Annotated in this window: 17 protein-coding genes; 7 read left to right on the forward strand and 10 right to left on the reverse strand. The window is 51.5% G+C overall.

Annotation, left to right across the window (positions count from 1 at the left end; translation table 11 throughout):
* Positions 1–103: 103 nt before the first annotated feature.
* Complete coding sequence (gene ggt / locus QWY30_RS09875) at positions 104–1,705, forward strand: gamma-glutamyltransferase (protein WP_290240576.1); 1,602 nt, start codon at positions 104–106, stop codon at positions 1,703–1,705.
* A gap of 11 nt (positions 1,706–1,716) precedes the next feature.
* Here ggt and QWY30_RS09880 read toward each other — a convergent pair whose 3' ends face one another.
* Complete coding sequence (locus QWY30_RS09880) at positions 1,717–2,898, reverse strand: hypothetical protein (protein ID WP_290240578.1); 1,182 nt, start codon at positions 2,896–2,898, stop codon at positions 1,717–1,719.
* Between the two features lie 27 nt (positions 2,899–2,925).
* Positions 2,926–4,764 (reverse strand): gamma-glutamyltransferase family protein, encoded by a 1,839-nt coding sequence (locus tag QWY30_RS09885; RefSeq protein WP_290240580.1) that lies wholly within the window; start codon positions 4,762–4,764, stop codon positions 2,926–2,928.
* Between the two features lie 217 nt (positions 4,765–4,981).
* Here QWY30_RS09885 and QWY30_RS09890 point away from each other — a divergent pair, with 217 nt between their 5' ends.
* Positions 4,982–6,076 (forward strand): TRAP transporter substrate-binding protein, encoded by a 1,095-nt coding sequence (locus QWY30_RS09890; RefSeq protein ID WP_290240582.1) that lies wholly within the window; start codon positions 4,982–4,984, stop codon positions 6,074–6,076.
* Positions 6,077–6,155: 79 nt separating this feature from the next.
* Here the strand turns inward: QWY30_RS09890 and QWY30_RS09895 are convergent, their stop codons facing one another.
* From QWY30_RS09895 to QWY30_RS09905, 3 genes are all read right to left on the reverse strand, one after another.
* A complete protein-coding gene (locus tag QWY30_RS09895; protein WP_290240583.1) occupies positions 6,156–7,544 on the reverse strand; it encodes a TRAP transporter large permease in 1,389 nt (462 codons plus the stop codon).
* A gap of 5 nt (positions 7,545–7,549) precedes the next feature.
* Positions 7,550–8,119 (reverse strand): TRAP transporter small permease subunit, encoded by a 570-nt coding sequence (locus QWY30_RS09900; protein WP_290240585.1) that lies wholly within the window; start codon positions 8,117–8,119, stop codon positions 7,550–7,552.
* A 186-nt stretch (positions 8,120–8,305) separates the two neighbouring features.
* Complete coding sequence (locus tag QWY30_RS09905; RefSeq protein ID WP_290240587.1) at positions 8,306–9,283, reverse strand: tripartite tricarboxylate transporter substrate binding protein BugD; 978 nt, start codon at positions 9,281–9,283, stop codon at positions 8,306–8,308.
* Positions 9,284–9,600: 317 nt separating this feature from the next.
* Between QWY30_RS09905 and QWY30_RS09910 the strand changes: the two genes are divergently transcribed.
* From QWY30_RS09910 to QWY30_RS09925, 4 genes are all read left to right on the forward strand, one after another.
* On the forward strand, positions 9,601–10,227 hold the full coding sequence (locus QWY30_RS09910) for a glutathione S-transferase family protein (protein WP_290240589.1): 627 nt from the start codon (positions 9,601–9,603) through the stop codon (positions 10,225–10,227).
* An 18-nt stretch (positions 10,228–10,245) separates the two neighbouring features.
* A complete protein-coding gene (locus QWY30_RS09915; protein WP_290240590.1) occupies positions 10,246–11,247 on the forward strand; it encodes a Bug family tripartite tricarboxylate transporter substrate binding protein in 1,002 nt (333 codons plus the stop codon).
* Between the two features lie 53 nt (positions 11,248–11,300).
* Positions 11,301–12,326 (forward strand): Bug family tripartite tricarboxylate transporter substrate binding protein, encoded by a 1,026-nt coding sequence (locus QWY30_RS09920; RefSeq protein WP_290240592.1) that lies wholly within the window; start codon positions 11,301–11,303, stop codon positions 12,324–12,326.
* 80 nt (positions 12,327–12,406) lie between these two features.
* Positions 12,407–13,420: a Bug family tripartite tricarboxylate transporter substrate binding protein gene (locus QWY30_RS09925; RefSeq protein ID WP_290240594.1), complete on the forward strand. Its 1,014-nt coding sequence runs from the start codon at positions 12,407–12,409 to the stop codon at positions 13,418–13,420.
* Here QWY30_RS09925 and QWY30_RS09930 read toward each other — a convergent pair.
* From QWY30_RS09930 to QWY30_RS09945, 4 genes are read right to left on the reverse strand one after another with little or no spacing between them, the layout of a single operon-like run.
* Complete coding sequence (locus tag QWY30_RS09930) at positions 13,417–14,256, reverse strand: SDR family NAD(P)-dependent oxidoreductase (RefSeq protein ID WP_290240596.1); 840 nt, start codon at positions 14,254–14,256, stop codon at positions 13,417–13,419. The two genes, QWY30_RS09925 and QWY30_RS09930, sit on opposite strands and share 4 nt — an antisense overlap.
* Entirely contained in the window at positions 14,253–14,981 is a 729-nt protein-coding gene (locus QWY30_RS09935) for an SDR family oxidoreductase (RefSeq protein WP_290240598.1), read from the reverse strand. Before QWY30_RS09935 ends, QWY30_RS09930 begins: the two co-directional genes overlap by 4 nt.
* On the reverse strand, positions 14,974–15,777 hold the full coding sequence (locus tag QWY30_RS09940) for a citryl-CoA lyase (protein WP_290240599.1): 804 nt from the start codon (positions 15,775–15,777) through the stop codon (positions 14,974–14,976). Before QWY30_RS09940 ends, QWY30_RS09935 begins: the two co-directional genes overlap by 8 nt.
* 31 nt (positions 15,778–15,808) lie before the next feature.
* A complete protein-coding gene (locus tag QWY30_RS09945; RefSeq protein ID WP_290240600.1) occupies positions 15,809–17,308 on the reverse strand; it encodes a class I adenylate-forming enzyme family protein in 1,500 nt (499 codons plus the stop codon).
* Positions 17,309–17,459: 151 nt separating this feature from the next.
* Here QWY30_RS09945 and QWY30_RS09950 point away from each other — a divergent pair, with 151 nt between their 5' ends.
* Positions 17,460–18,215: an IclR family transcriptional regulator gene (locus QWY30_RS09950; RefSeq protein WP_290240601.1), complete on the forward strand. Its 756-nt coding sequence runs from the start codon at positions 17,460–17,462 to the stop codon at positions 18,213–18,215.
* Here QWY30_RS09950 and QWY30_RS09955 read toward each other — a convergent pair.
* Positions 18,193–19,059: a methyltransferase domain-containing protein gene (locus tag QWY30_RS09955; protein WP_290240602.1), complete on the reverse strand. Its 867-nt coding sequence runs from the start codon at positions 19,057–19,059 to the stop codon at positions 18,193–18,195. The two genes, QWY30_RS09950 and QWY30_RS09955, sit on opposite strands and share 23 nt — an antisense overlap.
* Positions 19,060–19,072: the final 13 nt, after the last annotated feature.

Consider the following 19,072-nt stretch of genomic DNA (forward strand, 5'->3'; position numbering starts at 1 on the left):
CATTGGAGTTTGCTGAATCATTTGTGGCTTTCAATGTATGCCTGCTTGATCCATTTGTAAATCGTGTTAATTTTTTAAAAACGATTAGAAATCAGGAGATGTCATGAAGGGAGTCGTTGTATGCCCACAGCCTCGCGCGGCAGAGGTGGGCGCTGAAATTCTTGAGCAAGGTGGAAACGCTTTTGATGCAGCGCTTGCGACTGCATTTTCTCAAATGGTCAATGATCCCTTCATGTGTGGATTAGGCGGGATGGGAACGCTGCACTATTACCATGCGCAAAGCGGTCGTAGTGGCATGATCGATTTTTATAATCGGGCGGGCTCCAAGGTTCGTCCCGATATGTGGGAAAAAGACTGCAAGGGCCGCACACCGATTTCCGGCTACAGCTTGTTCGATGATTTCAGAAGCGAAATTGGTTATACCGCAATCATGACACCCGGTACGCCCGCGGGTCTCGGCTTGTTTCATGAGAAGCTCGGCTCGATGCCTTGGGCGGATCTGATTGCTCCAGCCATCGCACAGGCCAATGAAGGGATTGTCGTGACTCCCAATGCCGCGAGCGTTTGGAGTGGTTATGCCCAACCCGGTATTCCGGACGGTCTCACGCGTATTCGTAAAACAGCTGAATGTGCGCGGGTGTATTTACATCCAGATGGACGTTTGTTTAAGGTCGGTGACGTCATGAGACTGCCTGACTATGCCCGAACATTGGAGCGACTGGCAAAAGGTGGCTGGCGTGAATTTCACCAAGGCTCGCTCGGCGATGAAATCGCCAGAGATCTGGAAATGAATGGAGCCTTTGTGACCCGGCAGGACCTGGCAGACTATCAGCCTGAGGAAAGTGCTCCTTTGGTCGGTCATTATCGTGGTTATGAAGTGCGATCCAATCCACCTCCTGGCAGCGGCGCGACGCTGATCGAAATGTTGCAGATTCTTGAGCATTTTGACTTAAGCTCGTTTGAGCACGGATCGACCCGTCACCTGGATTTAGTTGCACGCGCGATGGCTGCCGCGCACGTTGACCGCAATGCATATTTAGGAGATCCTCGTTTTGCTGAGGTGCCCACAGATATGTTGATCTCCAAGAGACGCGCGGCTTATTGGGCAGAGAGAATCAAGAGCGGACACTATGCTGGCGGACAAGAAGAGGCTCCCCCAGGTTGCACCACGCATGTGTGTGTTATGGATGCTGCGGGAAACGCCGTTTCGATGACGCATACGCTTGGTACCGCTGCGGGTGTCGTGACGCCTGGCTTGGGATTCAACTACAACAATTCAATGAAATTGTTTGATCCAGTGCCGAATAAAAAGAATTCGATGGCACCTGGAAAAGCTCGCACGACAGGGATGGTACCAACGATGTTACTCAAGGACGGCAAGCCCGTTTTGTTAGCGGGTGCACCAGGTGGTAGCGTCATTATCAGTGCCACCTTGCAGTCCATTTTGAATGTGGTGGATTTTGGCATGTCGCCTGTGGAGGCTGTGACAGTCCCGCGGATACATTGCGAAGGACTGGGCATCCATGCGACCGTGCCACGTTCGGTGATTCAGGAGTTGCGGGCACTTGGGCACAAGGTGCATCAGAGCGCGCATAGCTTTGAGCCAAGCATGTCGCGCGCCCACGTGATTTCGACGATTGGAGGCCGCATGCGCGGTGGTGCAGATCCACGAGGTGGAGCAGGTGTTGTGTATGCGAGATCCTGAAAACTTGCAGATCAGACTAGCGCCTTGAATAGTGTTGTCAAAATTGTCATCAGCGGGATTTGAGTCGCGGCCACAATGATCATTGGCAATGCTATTGGCACGATAATCGGCATGATGCAGCTCTTGCCGATCGGGATCATGCGCATGTTTTTTACTGCGGCATAAATCGTCTCGATATCCGCGGAGGGACCTAGTTCAGGCGAATCCAGGATGTCTCGTTCGCCAATATTTTGACCCAGAATCCATTTTTGATGAACAAGTCGACCGTGCTCCGACAGAAGGGCACTATATTCGCGCATCGCTTTTTTGCGCGTAGAGATCATCTTTGCAGAAAATACAAAAAGTGGCGCTAGAACCGTGAGACCCCAAAGTACTGCAAAAGAGAGTAGAGGGAGTTTCAATGTTTCGAGTGCGATCTGATGAAAAAGCGAATCATGTATCCAACGGGAAGCCAGAACGGCTGACATGGCGAGAGTCACAAGAACAAAAGCTTTGGGAAGTTTTTGTAAAAAGCCTAAACCTCCCATAGCGTCCGGGTGTGCGGGAACAAGCGCGAGATCAAGTTTTGAAAAAAGATAAAAAAGTCTGAATATCAAACCGATGCGCCATAACCAGCCAAGTAACAAGATCGTAAAGACAGGTCTCACAACATAAAGAAACCACCAGCCACCGAAACCCAAGCCCGCATCGAGGGTGGCCCAGGAGAGTTCGTGTTCGTGAATACTGTTTGGCACACCGATGAGCCACAAGAGCGTCAGAGCAAAGACGATCACCCAGGGAAATGCTTTGTCGCGCAGGTCGGTCGTGTCTTTGATGATCTGAACAAAGCGATCGCGCTGACTATCGATGATCAGGCCGTTTTCAATAAATTGTGCGACGATTGTTCGCACAACTCTGAGTGCCATTCCTTCAGCCAAAATGAGCAAAGGAATCGCGACAAGACATCGGACATGCACGCCATAGTGTGCCAGGAGTGGTTCGCCTGACGCGCGATCAAGCAGGCGACTTTCCAGTGCGGCCCAAATCACGATCGGCAACCAGGTGAACATCGCGAAAAACAACGCACGCCTCGCGACGCCCAGGCCATTGTCGGGTGCCAGACCGATCCTCCTTTGCCAGCGGATCGGTAAATCATTTCTGACTATGATGAAATCAATAGGATCTGCAGAGGAGCTTGATTTTTGGTCTTTCATTGATGGATTCACTCAGTCTTGGTGTTCTCAACGCCCAACAGCATAACCTTGCATGCCACGTGGGTTGGCCCCGGCACGCAAAACGAGTTGGCCATTGAGTCCTGTTTCGCGGGTACAAGCGGAGATGCGTCCCTCGGACCATGCCGTACCGACTTTAACGTCATGACCTGCTTGCTTGAGACGTTCAATCGTATCTTGCGGCATTCGTGCTTCAAGCGTCATTTTGTTGAGCGTGGTCGTGCGCGGCCAAAAAGAAGAGGGGTAGTGGTCCAAGTGCCATGATGGCGCTTCAATGGCTTCCTGTAAATTCATGCCATACAAAGCATGGCGTAAAAAGAAAATCAAGGTCCACTGATCTTGTTGATCGCCACCGGGTGTCCCAAAAGCCATATAAGGTTTGCCATCTCGCAAGGCCATTGACGGTGATAGGGTCGTGGTCGGACGCTTGCCGGGTTGCAGCTGACTCGCCAATCCTTCACCCATCCAGGTCATTTGCAGGCGGGTATTGATGGAGAAACCGAGCGCTGGAATCACTGGGCTCGAAGACAACCAGCCGCCCGAGGGGGTGGCTGAAACCATATTGCCTTGCTGATCGATCACGCTTAGGTGACAAGTATCCCCAACAAAGATTTCTTTTTCTGCCCACTCGCGCACGGGAGGTAAGGCAGCAAATGTGGGTTCGCCAATACCATAGCGCGTATCAGAAATTGACAAAATGCGTTCACCCAGACTGAGATCTGGCATCGCAGGCTGACGGCCATCGGGTTGACCCGGTCTGATTGAATTTGACGCTTGAGCCGCTATTTGCGCAAAGCGCTCCTTGCCATAATCCGAACTTAGCATTGCCTGAAGTGGTACATCGACAAAATCCGGATCTCCGAGCCAGACCATGCGATCAGCAAGCGCGAGCTTGGCGGCCTCGGCGACATGGTGCACAAACTCGAAGGAGTCGGGAGCGTGTTTTTGCAGTTCAGCATGTCGCAGGATGGTCAGTTGCTGCAAGAAAGTCGCACCTTGTGACCAGGGGCCGCATTTTGCAACGGTGTAACGGCCAAATTCTGCTGTGATGGGATCGTCGTACGTCGCCTGCCAGTTGGCCATGTCTTCATAACGCAACAGGCCTTTATTGCGTTGACCGGTGGTATCTCTGATCTCTGCGTGCGTGTAGTAATCGTCAATTGCGCGCGCAACGAAGCCCCGGTACCAGACATCAAGCGCAGCTTCAATTTGTTTAACCCGATCTGAACCGCCTTGAGACTGAGCTTGCTCAATAATTTTTCGGTAGGTTTTTGCGATCGCGGTTGATTGAAACAGAGCGCCCGGAGCAGGCACTTTGTCCTGAGGTAGCCAAACATCCCGGGAGCTATGCCATTCCGCGCGAAATAAATCCTGTACGGCAGTAATCGCTTGCACGATTCGTGGCACGAGAGGAAAGCCATTTTCGGCATAACTGATCGCGGGCGCCAGCACTTCGGCCAAAGTCATGGTGCCGTAATCTTTCAACATCGTGAGCCAAGCACCCCAGGCTCCGGGAACCGTTGCAGGCAGAAGACCAATGCCAGGAATCAGCTCTAACCCTTTTTGGCGAAAGAATTCGGGTGTGGCCAATGCGGGCGCGCAGCCCTGACCACAGATGACGCGCATGCGCTGCTCTTTTTCACTCCACAAAATGAGCGGAACTTCGCCACCAGGACCGTTCAGATGGGGCTCGACGATCTGAAGCACAAAGCCACCCGCTACAGCGGCATCAAAGGCATTGCCTCCTCGCTCAAGAATAGACATGGCTGTCTGAGAGGCGAGCCAGTGAGTGGAAGAAACCACACCAAATGTTCCAATAATTTCCGGGCGGGTGGTAAATGAATCCATGACTTGGCCTAGGGTGATTTGAAGATCAGGTAAATAATGCCGACAATCGAAGAATATTAATATGTATTGAGGAGCTGGCTTGCACGGCTTGAATGGGAATCGAGCTCAGCATCTCGGAGAAAACCTAGGGTTTTCCTAGGTTTTGCTTTGAGCAGGCGCAATATAATCGTGGTTGATTTAACAATTTTTCTATTTTTGGTACGACGGAGACTCCGCCATGAATCGTAGATCGTTTATTACTAAAGCAGGTATTGCCGGCGCCGCCGGTTTATCGACTGTCGCAGCGCCCGCAGTGGCACAACGCAAAATCACATGGCGCATGGTCACAACGTGGCCTAAAAATTTTCCAGGCATGGGCGTAGGTGCTCAACGCTTGGCTGACCGTATTACTGCGGCTTCGGCAGGCCAGCTGACGGTTCAGGTTTTTTCCGCAGGCGAGTTGGTGCCAGCGCTTCAGTCGATTGACGCAGTCATTGACGGTGGTGCGGAGATGTCGCATGGAGCTGCTTACTATTGGCAGAACAAAAGTACCGCTCTGTCATTTTTTACGGGCGTTCCTTTTGGTATGACCAGCCGTGAGTTGGCTGCCTGGGTTCGCTATCTGGGCGGACAGCAGATCTGGGACGAGGTTTATGATCAGTTCGGTCTGCAGGGCTTTTTGTCTGGAGACACCGGCACACAGGCTGGCGGTTGGTTCCCTAAGGAGATCAAGAGTCTGGATGACATCAAGGGCTTGCGTTTCCGTACCCCAGGTTTGGGTGGTCAGGTGTGGGGCAAGCTGGGTGCGTCAGTGACCAATATGGCCGCTGGCGAGATTTTCCAGGCCTTGCAGTCGGGTGCATTGGATGCCGCTGAATTTGTGGGTCCTTACAATGATTTGGCCTTGGGTTTCTACAAAGCCCGTAAGATTTACTACACCTCAAGCTTCATCGAGCCAGGCTTGGCAACCGAGCTGGTGGTCAATAAGAAAAAGTACCAGGCATTACCCAAGAACTTGCAGGATCTGGTCCGTGATGTCTGCCAGGCCGAGTATGACCAGGTTGCTTCGGACTTTGCTGCAAATGACCCTCGCGCGTTACAGGTGTTGGTCAAAGATCATGGGGTCCAAGCCATTCCCCAGTTCCCTGACAGCGTAGTTGAGGCTGCCGCCAAAGCTTCTACTGAATTGTTTGCATCGATCCGTGACAAGGGTGATGCATTGACCAAGAAAACAGCGGAGAGCTACGTCAAAGCTTTGGATATCGTTCGTACCAAGACTGAAGGTACGGATGCCCAGTTTGTTGCGGCGCGCACTAAATACTTTAAGCTCTGATACAGATTGCTAGTCAGTCGAAAGCCCGGCAATCCAAAAGATCGCCGGGCTTTTTATTGATAAGAAGAATTAGAAAGATTTAGTACAAGAGCTTAGGCAGCCAAGTCACAAGTTCGGGGAATACGAAAAGCACCGCAATCGCTAAGACCTGCAGGCATACGAATGGAATAACACCTTTGTAGATCATGCCTGTTGAAACGCTGTTTGGCGCTACGCCTCTGAGATAAAACAATGAGAAGCCGAACGGAGGCGTGAGGAAGCTTGTTTGCAAGTTGACTCCCACCATCACTCCTAGCCATACAGGATCGAGTCCCAGCATCAGCAGGATTGGAGCAGTAATCGGGATCACGATAAAGATGATTTCAAATGTGTCCAAAATAAAGCCCAGGACAAACATGATGATCATCACGACTACCATAGCGCCGATCGCTCCGCCGGGAAGTCCAGAGAGGAATTCGTGAACGAGATTGTCTCCGCCCATTTGACGGAATACGATGGAGAATACCGAGGCACCAAACAAGATGATAAAGATCATCGAAGTAATAGTTGCGGTCGAAATAGCAGCTTCGCGTAATACTGTCCAGGAAAGTCTCCAACGCAAAGCGGCAAGAATCGTTGCGCCTACCGCACCGACCGATGCTGCTTCGGTGGGCGTTGCGATCCCAGCCAGAATCGAACCGAGTACTGCGATGATCAGAATCAGAGGGGGCACCATCGCCGTCATGACTTCTTTGAGAATTCCTTTTTTCTCTTCATCACTGAAAGGCGTTGCCGGACAAGATTTTGGATCGGTAATGGCTTTGAAAATCATCCAGCCAAGGTAGAGCAGCACCAACAGCATCCCTGGAATGAACGCACCAGCAAACAGATCTCCAACAGAAACAGGGTTTGGTGCAAAATTTCCTTTTGACATTTGTACTTGGGAGTTGATGCCCGCCAGCATGTCAGCCATGAAAATGAGAACTGTGGAAGGAGGAATAATCTGACCGAGAGTGCCGGAGGCGCAGATCACACCGCTTGCGAGTTTGGGGTCATAGCCAGCTCTTAACATCGCTGGCAAGGAAATCAGTCCCATCGTCACGACAGTCGCTCCAACCACACCAGTTGAAGCAGCAAGTAACGCGCCTACAAGAATGACGGAAATACCCAGGCCCCCGCGAACATTACCAAACAATTTGCCCATCGTGAGTAAAAGCTGCTCGGCGATTTTTGAGCGCTCAAGCATGACACCCATGAAGACGAATAGAGGCACGGAGACCAGCACTTCGTTGGTCATGAAACCGATATAACGACCTGCGAGCGAGGACAGGTTCGAGAAGTCGAAGACCTCAAAGTAGTACCCGACCGCACCAAATAGCAAGGAGGTACCAGCCAGAGAAAATGCGACAGGAAAGCCGAGCATCAGCATGCCAATCACACCAAAAAACATCAGTCCTGCGAGAATCTCGCCAATGAGAACGTAATCCATATCCATTACTCCTTGCCAGTCGCTTGCGCGATCGTTGGGTAACGGAAGTCTTCAGGAACGAGGTCCTCTCTTTTGGCTAGAACAAGGATGGAGCGAATCGCCATCGCGAGACCTTGTAATGCGACAAGCGCAACAAAAACGAGGATGAATGTTTTCAAAACGTAAAGTCCCGGCATGCCGCCAACGTTGGCGGAGTTTTCCATTAGGCGCCATGAGCGCTGGACATAGGGCAGTCCGATGTAATAGACCGCGTACATAAAAGGAAAGAGAAATAGGCAGACCCCAATTAAATCGGCGATTGCCTTTTTTCGAGGCGCCGAGGGCCGATAAAAAATATCAACCCTGACATGATCTTCTCTAAAGAGTGCAAAGCCAGCCACGGCGGTAAACATGACCCCGTTCAGCCAGACATACAGATCTTGCATCCAAAGACGAGTCGTGGAAAAAAGGTAGCGCTCGACAACAACTGCAAAGCAAACCAGAACAACAGCAACCGATAGCCAGGCAAAAACGTTGCCGACAGCTTTGTTGATGCCATTGATTGATTTCATAATCGCTGCTAGAAAAGTTAGCATGCGAATTCTCCAATTGGGCTTAGAAACGGGCGATTTTAAAGCAGCCCTGTGAAAAGACACGAGCCGCAGGGGTTTGCCCTAAGTTTTAAGGGCATTGAAAAGGCAAATATGAAGGATTTCGCCCAAGACTCAAAAAATACAGGCGCCAGAGACTAAGCTCATGGCGCCTGTGAGGGGCTTTCTAGATTACTGTGGTTCTACACCTGCTTTCTTAAACAACTCGGCCCACTGCGGGACTTGTTGCTTGACTTTGGCATCCAGGGCGGCAGGATTCGCGTCTTTGGTCAGGACTTGCGCGCCCAAACCAGCCATGCGCTCTTGGAACTTTGGATCCGCCAAGCCAGCTTGCAGGGCTTCAAGGAGTTTGGCGCGTACAGGGGCGGGGGTGTTCTTTGGGACCCACATGCCGTGCCAGATACCGACTTCGAAACCTTTAAAGCCAGACTCTTCCATCGTTGGCAGATCAGGCAGTGTGGGCACGCGCTCTTTGCTGGTGACAGCATAGGCCTTGATGGTGTTTGCTTTGATCTGTTGGGTCGTGTTTGTGGTTTGATCGCACAGGAGGTCGACTTGCTTGCCGACCAGATCATTCATCGCAGGACCTGTGCCTTTGTAAGGGACGGTCAGCAAATCAACACCGACGCCATTGGCAAACATCACACCGCACAAGTGTGAGGCCGCACCGATACCGGCATTTGCCAAGGACACTTTATCTTTGTTTTTCTTGACGTATTCGACCAATTCCTTGATGTTGTTCGCGGGGAAGTCCGAGCGACCGACGATGGTCATCGGCACGTCAACCACCAGTCCGATCGGCTCGAAACCATCGATAGGGTTGTAATTTGGCTTTTTGTATAGGGAAGGCGCGGTCGTGAAACCAACGTGCATCAACAGAACGGTATAGCCATCTGGATTGGCGCGGGAAACATATGAACTGCCGAGCGTGCCACCCGCTCCAGCTTTGTTCTCGACAATGACTGTTTGCTTGAGTGTGGGGCGCATAGCTTCGGCGAGAGAGCGAGCGACGCTGTCTGTTGGACCGCCGGCTGCGAAAGGCACCACCATGTTGATGGGTTTTGTAGGGAAGTTATCAGCGCTTTGTGCAGATGTAGAAAACGCAACAGCTGATAACAATGCACCGAGGGTGAGGGTAAAGGGTTTCATCGTTACTCCGTAATCAGTAGAAAGTGATACAAAAACGGGCTCTGGGGATTTAGCAAACCCTGTGGTCAGAGAAGAAAAGATCACCAAATTGGTATAAAAGAACCAATTTTCATGGCACTAAATAATTAAAAATTATAACTAATGAACTATTCATGCTGATTGAAAGACTTAAAAAGTAAAGGTTTTAAGGAGAGTTGAGGCCGGATTCGCACCTAAATAAAGGGGTGTTGAGAGAAGATTTGTGTCATTCAGACTTGAGAATGGGTATATTCGATTGCTGATATCTCAAACATTCATATAAAAAGAGAGCACTCGCAATGACAATCCAGTTTTTTTCGTTCGATACCCCTAACGGGCGCAAGATCTCCGTAGCGTTAGAAGAGATGGGATTGCCTTACACCGTCACGCCGGTGGATATTGGCAAAGACGAACAGTTCAGGCCTGAATTTTTAAAAATCAGTCCTAATAACAAAATCCCCGCCATCATTGATAGTGATGGGCCGGACGGCAAGCCGATTAGTGTGTTTGAATCCGGCGCAATCCTGATTTATCTTGCAGAGAAAACAGGAAAATTCCTCCCGTCAAAGGGCGCTGCGCGCGTGGCGGTTTTGGAGTGGTTGATGTTCCAGATGGCAGGTTTTGGCCCAATCCCGGGGCAGGTCCACCATTTCCTGGGGCTGACGAATGAAGAAGACAAACGCTATGGTGTCCAGCGTTTTATGAAAGAGACGCGACGTCTGTATGGTGTGATGGATCGGCGACTCGCGGAGAATACTTTTTTCGCAGGTGAAATTTCTATTGCTGATTTTGCGATTTTGGGATGGGTGTGGAGACACCCGCGCCATCAGGTCGATTTGGCAGACTTTCCTCACGTTAAGCGCTGGTACGAAATGATGATGGCCCGACCTGCCGTGCAGCGTGGTTTTGCCGTTGCATTGAAATAATTTTTGGAGAAAACAAACATGAAAAAATATTCTTTCAATATCAAAAAAATCTGTGCGGGCTTGATTGCAATGAGCGGTACTGTTCTTGCAAGTGGTTACGTTCACGCGCAAGCTGCGGAGTCTTATCCTTCCAAAACCATCAAGCTGGTGGTGCCTTTCGCGCCTGGCGGTGTCACAGATACGAGCGGGCGCATCGTGGCCGAGGGTCTGTCCAAAAGACTCGGTCAGCAAGTCATTGTTGAAAATAAACCAGGTGCTTCAGGCAATATCGGCGCGCAGCAAGTCGCGAGTTCGGCACCAGACGGTTACACACTCTTTTTAGCTCTTGATGGCACGTTGGTGATTAATCCCCACGCTTATTCAAAAATCGGATTTGATACGTTAAAGGATTTCGCGCCAGTCGCCAAAATCGGTAATTCTGTGATTATTCTTGCTGCCAATCCAGCTGTGAAAGCCAAGAACCTGAAAGAACTTGTGGCGCTGGCGAATGAAACACCGGGCGGTCTATCCTACGGCACTTCGGGCAACGCCAGTATCGTGCACTTGGCAGGCGAGCTGCTCAAACAACAGTCCAACTCCAATTTTGTGCATGTCGCATACAAGGGTGGCGGTCCGGCAGTGGCGGATGCTCTGGCGGGTCATATTCCTTTGACCTTCGCATCGGCTGCCTCGATCAATCAGCATTTGAAAGCCGGCAAGCTGGTTGCATTGGGTGTTCCTAGTGCGACACGTTCAGCCGCGTATCCTGATATTCCGACATTCAAAGAGTCGGGTATCCCCGGTATTGAACTCAACTCATGGGTCGGTATCATGGCTCCAGCGAAGACGCCTGACGCCATCATCGCCAAGCTGAACAAAGAGATCAATGCCGTGCTGCAGGATCCCGCTGTCAAGGAAAAGTTGCTCGGTTCTGGAATCGAGGCGGCCAATGGTACGCCTGCTCAGTTCGGTCAAGAGATCAAACGCGACTTGGAAATGTACAAGCCGGTAGTTGAAAAAGCCGGCATTAAAGTCAACTGAAAACGGAATCACCAAATATTGATTTGATCAACGAGTCAATTGGAGACAAACAAATGAAGACAGTAAAACTGACACAGTTCATGACGCGTTTGCGAGCATTCAAGAGTGTGAGCCGAGGTTTTGTAACTTTAATCGCCGGGGGCGTTTTGGCCGCAACGCCCTTGATTTCTGGTGCGCAAGACTTTCCCAATAAGCCTTTAAAGATTGTGGTTGGATTTCCGCCCGGGGGTGGCTCGGACTTGATGGCCCGCGCTGTGGGGGAACAACTTTCTAAGGCTTTGAATCAGCCGGTTGTAGTTGAAAATAAACCAGGTGCCGGATCGTCAATCGCGGCTTCTTTCGTCGCACAGTCAAAGCCTGACGGCTATACCATGCTGTTTGCCCAGGCCGCTAACCTGGGTATCGCGCCTGCGCTGCGGGATAATCTGAATTACGATCCAATCAAAAGCTTTGCCCCAATCACTCGCCTGACCTCTGCGCCGCTTGTCATCGTAGGACCCTCTACATTGCAAGCTAAAACGCTAAAAGAGTTGATTGCGGCGGCTGCGGCTAAACCTGGCGCATTGAGCTATGGTTCTCCTGGTGCAGGAACTGCCGGTCATTTGGCCGGCGAGATGTTTGGTTCCGAAGCAAAAATCAAAATCGTGCATGTCCCTTACAAGGGTCAATCCGCTGCGATTACAGACATGATTGGTGGTCGAGTCGAAATGTATTTCAGCACACTCGCTGTGATTAAGCCGCACGTCGAAGGCGGCAAAATCCGTGCGTTTGCCGTGACTTCGGCTGAACGTTCTCCGGCCTTCCCGGATGTTCCTACCGTGGCGGAGGCAGGGATACCGGGCTTTGAAATTGAAAACTGGTATGGCTTAGTCGCACCCGCCGGTACACCACCTGCGATCATCGATCGTCTGAACAAAGAGGTGGTGAAAATATTGAAGGATCCAAAGATAGTCGAGGAGCTGTCCAAGGAGGGTGGCAGTATCAAGCCTGACACACCAGAGCAATTTGCCAAATTCCTCGAAGTTGATGTGCCTCGTTGGAGAAAAATCGTCAAAGATGCGAAGCTGGAAACCAATTGATTCTTCACTGATTCAAGTCAGGTCGTTTCGCCATCCACTGAACGATTTTGGGTATAGTTCAGTTTTTCACGGAGACACTCATGAAAAGCATTCGAACCAACCCTTTTAAGCGCTCAGCGAAATGGGCGGCGGGCGCCTTGTCTGCCGTCGCTTTGACTTGTGGCGTGACTGTTGCGCAAGCTCAGCAAGCCTACCCTAATGGGCCGATTCGTTTGGTGGTGGGCTACGCTGCAGGTGGTACCACCGACATCTTGGCGCGCTCTTTAGGTGAACAGCTAGGCAAGATTTTGGGTCAAACCATCATCGTCGATAACAAGCCAGGTGCGGCCAGCAACATTGGTGCCGCGTTTGTCGCCCAGGCCAAACCTGATGGTTACACGCTGTACATGGCAACGGTGGCGAGTCACGGTATTAATCCTGCGCTCTACCGCGGCAAACTGACGTTTGATCCGATCAAGGATTTCGCACCTGTATCGATGGTGGCCTCCATCCCCTTGATGTTGGTGGTGAATCCAAGCTTGCCAGTCAAGTCAATAAAAGAGTTGATTGAGTACGCTAAAAAGAATCCTGGCAAGTTGAATTACGCCTCCAGCGGTAATGGCTCGCCTGGTCATCTGGCCGCGGCTGTGTTTAATGACGCGACGCAGGTCAAGATCGAGCATATTCCTTTCAAGGGCGGTAACCCGGCAAACACTTCAGTTCTTGCTGGAGAGACTCAAATGACGTTTGCGACTGTGCCGGGAGCATTGCCACACGTTGTGTCGGGTAAGCTCGTCGCTCTGGGCGTGACAACCAAACAGCGCTCAAGCGAATTGCCAAATGTTCCGACCATTGCCGAGGCGGCCAATTTGCCAACGTATGACATCAGCACCTGGAACGCGATTCTGGCTCCCAAGGGCACGCCAGAGGCGATTGTGACCAAGTTGAATGCAGCGATCGGTCAGGCAATGAAGTCACCCGAGTTGCGTCAGCGTTTCGAAAAGGAAGGTGCGATGCCGTTGACAAGCACCCCCCAAGAACTGAACGACTTCATCGTGGCTGAAGTTGATCGTTGGGGCAAGGTTGTCGACAAAACCCCAATGAGTACGAATTAAACAAATTTGCCTGTTAATCCACCGTCGACGACTATTTCTGTCCCAGTGATGTAAGAAGCGTCATCTGAAGCCAGAAAGGTCGCGACGGAAGCGATCTCCCAAGGTGTGCCCATGCGTCCCATGGGCACCTGCCTGTCCCGAGCCCGACGTGTATTGTCCATGTCGGCGTTCGCATCAAACACCTTTGCCACGTTTTTTTGGATGCGCGGCGTATCGATCAAACCAGGAACAATCGTGTTCGCGCGAATGCCATCGCCCGCATACTGTTGCGCAAGCATTTTGATGAAGTGTGTGACAGCAGCTTTTGTGACGCTGTATGCCAGATGCGGATACCCAAGATAGCGCATGCCTGCGACCGATGACACACCAATGATTGATCCAGATCCTTGTTTCACCATGATAGGTGCAACAAGTTTGGCGGCGATCAAGATGCTTTCGACATTCACCTTTTGAATACGATCCCAGTCCTCGAGCGTGGTTTCGGCAGGGCCTCCAACGCGGCCAATGCCAGCGTTGATTTGCATGATGTCGATACGACCAAAATCCTCCATCACGCGCTTGATTGCCGATTGCATCTCATCGAAATTGGATACATCAGCGCGATAGGCGATCGCTTTTGCACCGGTCGATTCGATGTCTTGCGCAACTTCTTGTGCCGCGGCGAGATTGAAATCGAGTGCGGCCACTGAAGCACCGGCGCAGGCCATCGCGATGGAGCTTGCCTTGCCGATGCTGACACCTGGCGCGCTCGTTCCCGCACCAAGGATCAAGGCGACTCGACCCTTGAGTTTCTCGGAACGTGCCGGGAGCTGCAGGTCCGTGATGCGCGGGTTCATGCGACTTGACCCAGACCGACAGTCATACCGCCACAGACATACAACACCTGACCGGTAATGAAACCTGCGCGATCGTCCATGAGAGAGGCAACGGCATGCGCGATGTCTTCGGGTTCGCCCATCCGTTTGACTGGAATAGACTCAAGGATTTTCTTTGTTTTGGGCGAGTCGGGCGGATTGCCCGAGAGGAATAGTTCGGTTGCGATCGGTCCCGGACCGATGGCATTGACTGTCACACCGAAGGGGGCGAGTTCAAGTGCCCAGGTGCGCGTCATCCCCAACAAGCCCGCCTTGGTGGCGGAGTAAACAGTGCGTAACTCTTTACCGAGAGCGGCGCGACTGGAAATATTGATGATTCGACCAAAGCGTGCAGCTTGCATGAAAGGTTGCAAACCTTGGGCGACCAGCATAGGTGCGCGTAGATTCAGTGCACAAACCGCATCGAAGTCCTCAAGCGTCGCATCCTCGAGTGTACCGGGTCGAATAAAGCCTGCATTGTTGACGACGCGCAGGATATTGTGATCGCGGGTAATACGTTGCAAAATATCTCGAGTCGCATGCGCATCCGTCAAATCTACCGCGTAATGCGTTTCTCCCTTTAATAAAGAAGAGGGAGCGACACGGTCGAGATTGATAATCTGATAGCCATCTTCAATGCATCGGTGAATGATGGCACGGCCAATTCCTCCGCTACCGCCTGTGACGAGTACGTTACGCTCAGCCATGTGATTGACCTCCGGTGCCTGGACCATTGCCCACATAAGGAATCATTTCATCGATCGTGTCCCAGATGAAGCGACCAGCGGGGTCTTGTTGCTCTTCGGCGATATGAGAGACCAGACCTGCTGCGCGCGAGATGACTGCAAAGCCTCGCATGAGCTTGGGTGGAATTCCGATTTCACCCAGCATCGCGGCAACGGCACCTGTCGCGTTGATCGTGATATGGCGACCGTACACGCGATCCACTGTGGCTGAAAGCAGGCGGAGTGCACCCACATATTTTTGTTCAAGCTCGGGTTCGGCTTCTGTCAATGCGAGTAACTTGATCGATCGAGGATCATCGGGCTTGTGCAGGTGATGTCCAAAGCCGGGCAGATTCTGCTTATTTTTACGGATTTCCATCACCAGATTTTCTGTGAATTTTTCTGGCTCGGACGAGTCGACGATCTGCTGCAGAATCACAGCGTTATTTTCCATGGTGCCCACAAACTGGCTACCCACAGCCATCAAACCCGCAGCGACTGCGCCCTGAAGGTTTTCCGGGGCGCTCATGTAGATCATGCGGGTGGCGATAGCGCTCGGCGTGAAACCGTGCTCCATCAATGTGATAAGTACGGCATCCATGATGCGCATATCGACCGCTCTTGGTTCGCGACCAAGAATTTGCATGAACATCACTTCCGAGAAAGTTTTTTTACCGATCAGATCCTCGACTAGATCTGCATCGCGGTAATTCATGCTGGTGAGTGTATGTGTGCAAAGTTTGGTCGTGGGTGTAGGTTTTTTTGTGGAAGATGACATGAATGATTCTTCTTTAAAGAGGACAGGTTGATCAGTTTAAAAGTTCACGGATAGCTGTTTTAAGGACCTTGCCAACAGAGGATCGAGGCAATTGATCGAGGAAATGTATTTTTTTAGGCGCATGGACCGAGCCCAATGCAGTTTTGACGTGCGCGATTAATATCTCTGGGTCACATGTCACGCCCGGATGCAGTTGAACCGCAGCATGAACTGCTTCTCCCCACTTTTCGTCGGGCATACCAAAGACTGCGCACTCATAGACAGCCTGGTGTTGTGACAGGACGTTTTCGACATCCGTCGGATAAATGTTGAATCCACCTGTGATGATGACATCGCGGATACGATCTTTGAGAAAGAGATAGCCTCGATCATCGATTAAACCCACATCGCCGGTATGCAACCATCCATCGATGATGGTTTCAGCTGTTTTTTCCGGTAAACGCCAGTAGCCCGTCATGACAAGATGTCCGCGAACGACTACTTCACCGACTTCTCCTTCGGGCAAAATTTTGCCATCAGGAGACATGATCGCCATGTCTGACAGCCAGGTGCAACGACCCACAGATCCACGATTCAGTGGATCCTTGAAGCTGCTGGGTCGCATCATTGTGACGATTTGAGGCGCTTCTGTTTGTCCGTAAGTGGTGCCGACGACATCGCCGAAGAATGCTCTGAGCTGGTCGACTTTTTCCGCCGGCATCGGTGCGCCGCCGTAGATCAGGTTACGCAGTTTTGGAAAATCCGAACGCGAGACTCCTGGGTGTGCCATCACCATGTAAATCAAAGTCGGGGGCATGAAGCTCATGGTTCCGCCATGCTCGCGGAAGGCCTGGATGACTGATGCGGGGTCAGTTTTATCGAGGAACAAAAGCTTTGCACCCTCTGCGAGCATTGGGAGCAAATAGGTGGATGTTCCGTGCGTCACTGGCGCTGTGACCACAAAGCAGTCGTCTTGGGTGATTTGCCAGCCGCTCACCTGGTTAATAATTCCGGCCGTCCAGGCACGATAGGGCTGCATCACGCCTTTGGGCAAACCTGTGGTCCCACCCGTGAACTTGATCGCTTGTGTGGCGTTTTCGCCTGCATCATTGGCGACGGGTGTTTGGCCAGCATAACGTTTGATTAAATGCTCGATATTGAGTGAAGGATCTGTTCCACTGTCATCAAGACGCAGCCAATGTGCTGAACTGGCTTGAAGCAGTTCGGCGCCTTTTGCATCAGAGATGACGATCGAAGGCTCTATGGTGTCGGTGATGCGTTTGATTTCGGAAGGAGTACTGCGTGCGTTGAGTGGCACCCAGACCTTGCCAGAAGCGAGTACGGCGAGGATGGCGGTCGCATGATCGACTGTATTGGCGGCACAAATGGCCACACGGGTTTGAGGCTCTGGATCGAGGGCCTGCAGAGCGGTTGCCAAGGCCTTAACTTTTGCCGCGAGTGCCTGATACGTCAGCGTGCATGCGCTGCTTTGAAGAGCAATGCGTTCAGGGTAGAGCTTTGCCGCTCTGAAAAAGAAATCAATGGGATACACCGGAGGTTCCTGTTACATGCGTTGTAGGCGATCTCAAAATAAGCAGTTGTTCGTATATTGGACAACTGTAGCTTTTTGATCGTGCAATTTTGGCTATTTTTGAGGATTTTCCGCTTTAAAATCACCCTGCACAATACAGAGTGTCCAATTAATGAACAAAAACAATGGATCAGGTCCGAGCACCTTTCGTCGTGGGTTGGAGGTGCTGGAGTCTTTGCGTCTGGCCGGCGAACAAGGTCTGACGATTCCGGAAATAGTCTCCGCAACCAATATGCAACGCAGTACGACCTATCGGTTCTTGGATGTGTTGGTGAGTTTCGGATGTGTCACTCGGGATGAAATCACGCGGCGGTATAGCGTGACTGCTGCATGGACAGCACCCGTACGTTCACACGAAGCGGCAATCGAGCACGCCAAAAAGGCACTTCGCAGAATCAGTGATTTGACTGGTGACAGTGCGTTTTTGATTTGTCGGGCGGGTGCGGATTCCTTGTGTATTCATCGGGAGGTCGGCACGTATCCTTTGCAGGTCCTCACGGTCGCGGCGGGGCATCGACAGCCTCTCGGGGTCGGCGCTGCCGGTCTGGCTTTTCTCTCAGCATTGCCCCAAGAAGAAGTCACGTCGTTGATCGAGCAAAATAAATCAAGACTGGGCGCTTATGGCGGAATGACTACCGAGCAGCTACAGCTATTGGTTAACACAACGCGCGACCGTGGTTGGTCAATTGTCGGCAACACTGCCGTGCAGGGCGTGCTTGGTGTAGGTGTCGCCTTGCGCGATCAGACGGGACATCCGACTCTGGCGATCAGTGTTTCATCTGTGATCGACAGAATGCCCGTATCCCGTCAAAAGACCATCGCTGACTGGATTACTGAGTCGCTGGCTATGGCGACCTTGTCGCAGTAATGACGGTGGTCGGCGAGGTCTGTAGGCTCGCATTGATTTTTTTACCAGCGACTTCGCCTACAAAAATCTGCTCTTTATCATTCGCGTCTTTGTAGCCTAGCGTCAATTGTGAGCCGTTCAGTTTGCCAGTCACGCGTTGTGAGCGGTTATCACCAAAAGTCAGCGTCCCTTCGACCTTTTGAAATTTTTGCTGCAGACTCAGTGTCGCGGTCGTCGCACCCGGCAAACCATTCAATGACCAGTCACCTTGCACCTTGGCGGGAACGACCCAATAGTACCCGCGCCCACCTGCCTCGGGATTAATAATTTCATCAGGTTCCCATGCGCCCATCATGAAGGAGTTGGACACAACCCGGGTACCAGGTTTCATCTCCAACAGCTTTGGTTTGAGTTTGAGGTTGAGACTTGTCAGAAGGTACAAGGTCACCACGGTCGCATTGGAAAAGTCTTCTTCAAAAATATCTCCCGTCACGATGGTGACCTTGTCAGAGACATTGGCACGTTGAGCGTTTTGCCGGGCAAGATTGGCCATATCTGGGTTGAATTCAATACCGACGGCTCTTGCACCGAATTGTCTGGCTGCCTGAATTGGAATCTTTCCATCCCCCGCACCTAAATCGTAGACGAGGTCGTTAGGCGAAACTTTCGCTGTTTCCAGCATGCGAACAACGAGATCGTTGGGCGTCGGGACCCAGATAACGTCTTTGCCGGCCTGCGCAATGGTGGGCTCATATGTATTTTGATTTGTCTGAGCGAATGCGGCATGACCGCAAAGCAAACCAGCCATGACGATGGCGCTCATCGTTCGCTTCAAACTTTGTCCAACGAATGCTTCATGAAACATGTCAATGACTCCT

The organism is Zwartia panacis, from assembly GCF_030410395.1.
Taxonomy (GTDB): Bacteria; Pseudomonadota; Gammaproteobacteria; order Burkholderiales; family Burkholderiaceae_B; genus Zwartia; species Zwartia panacis.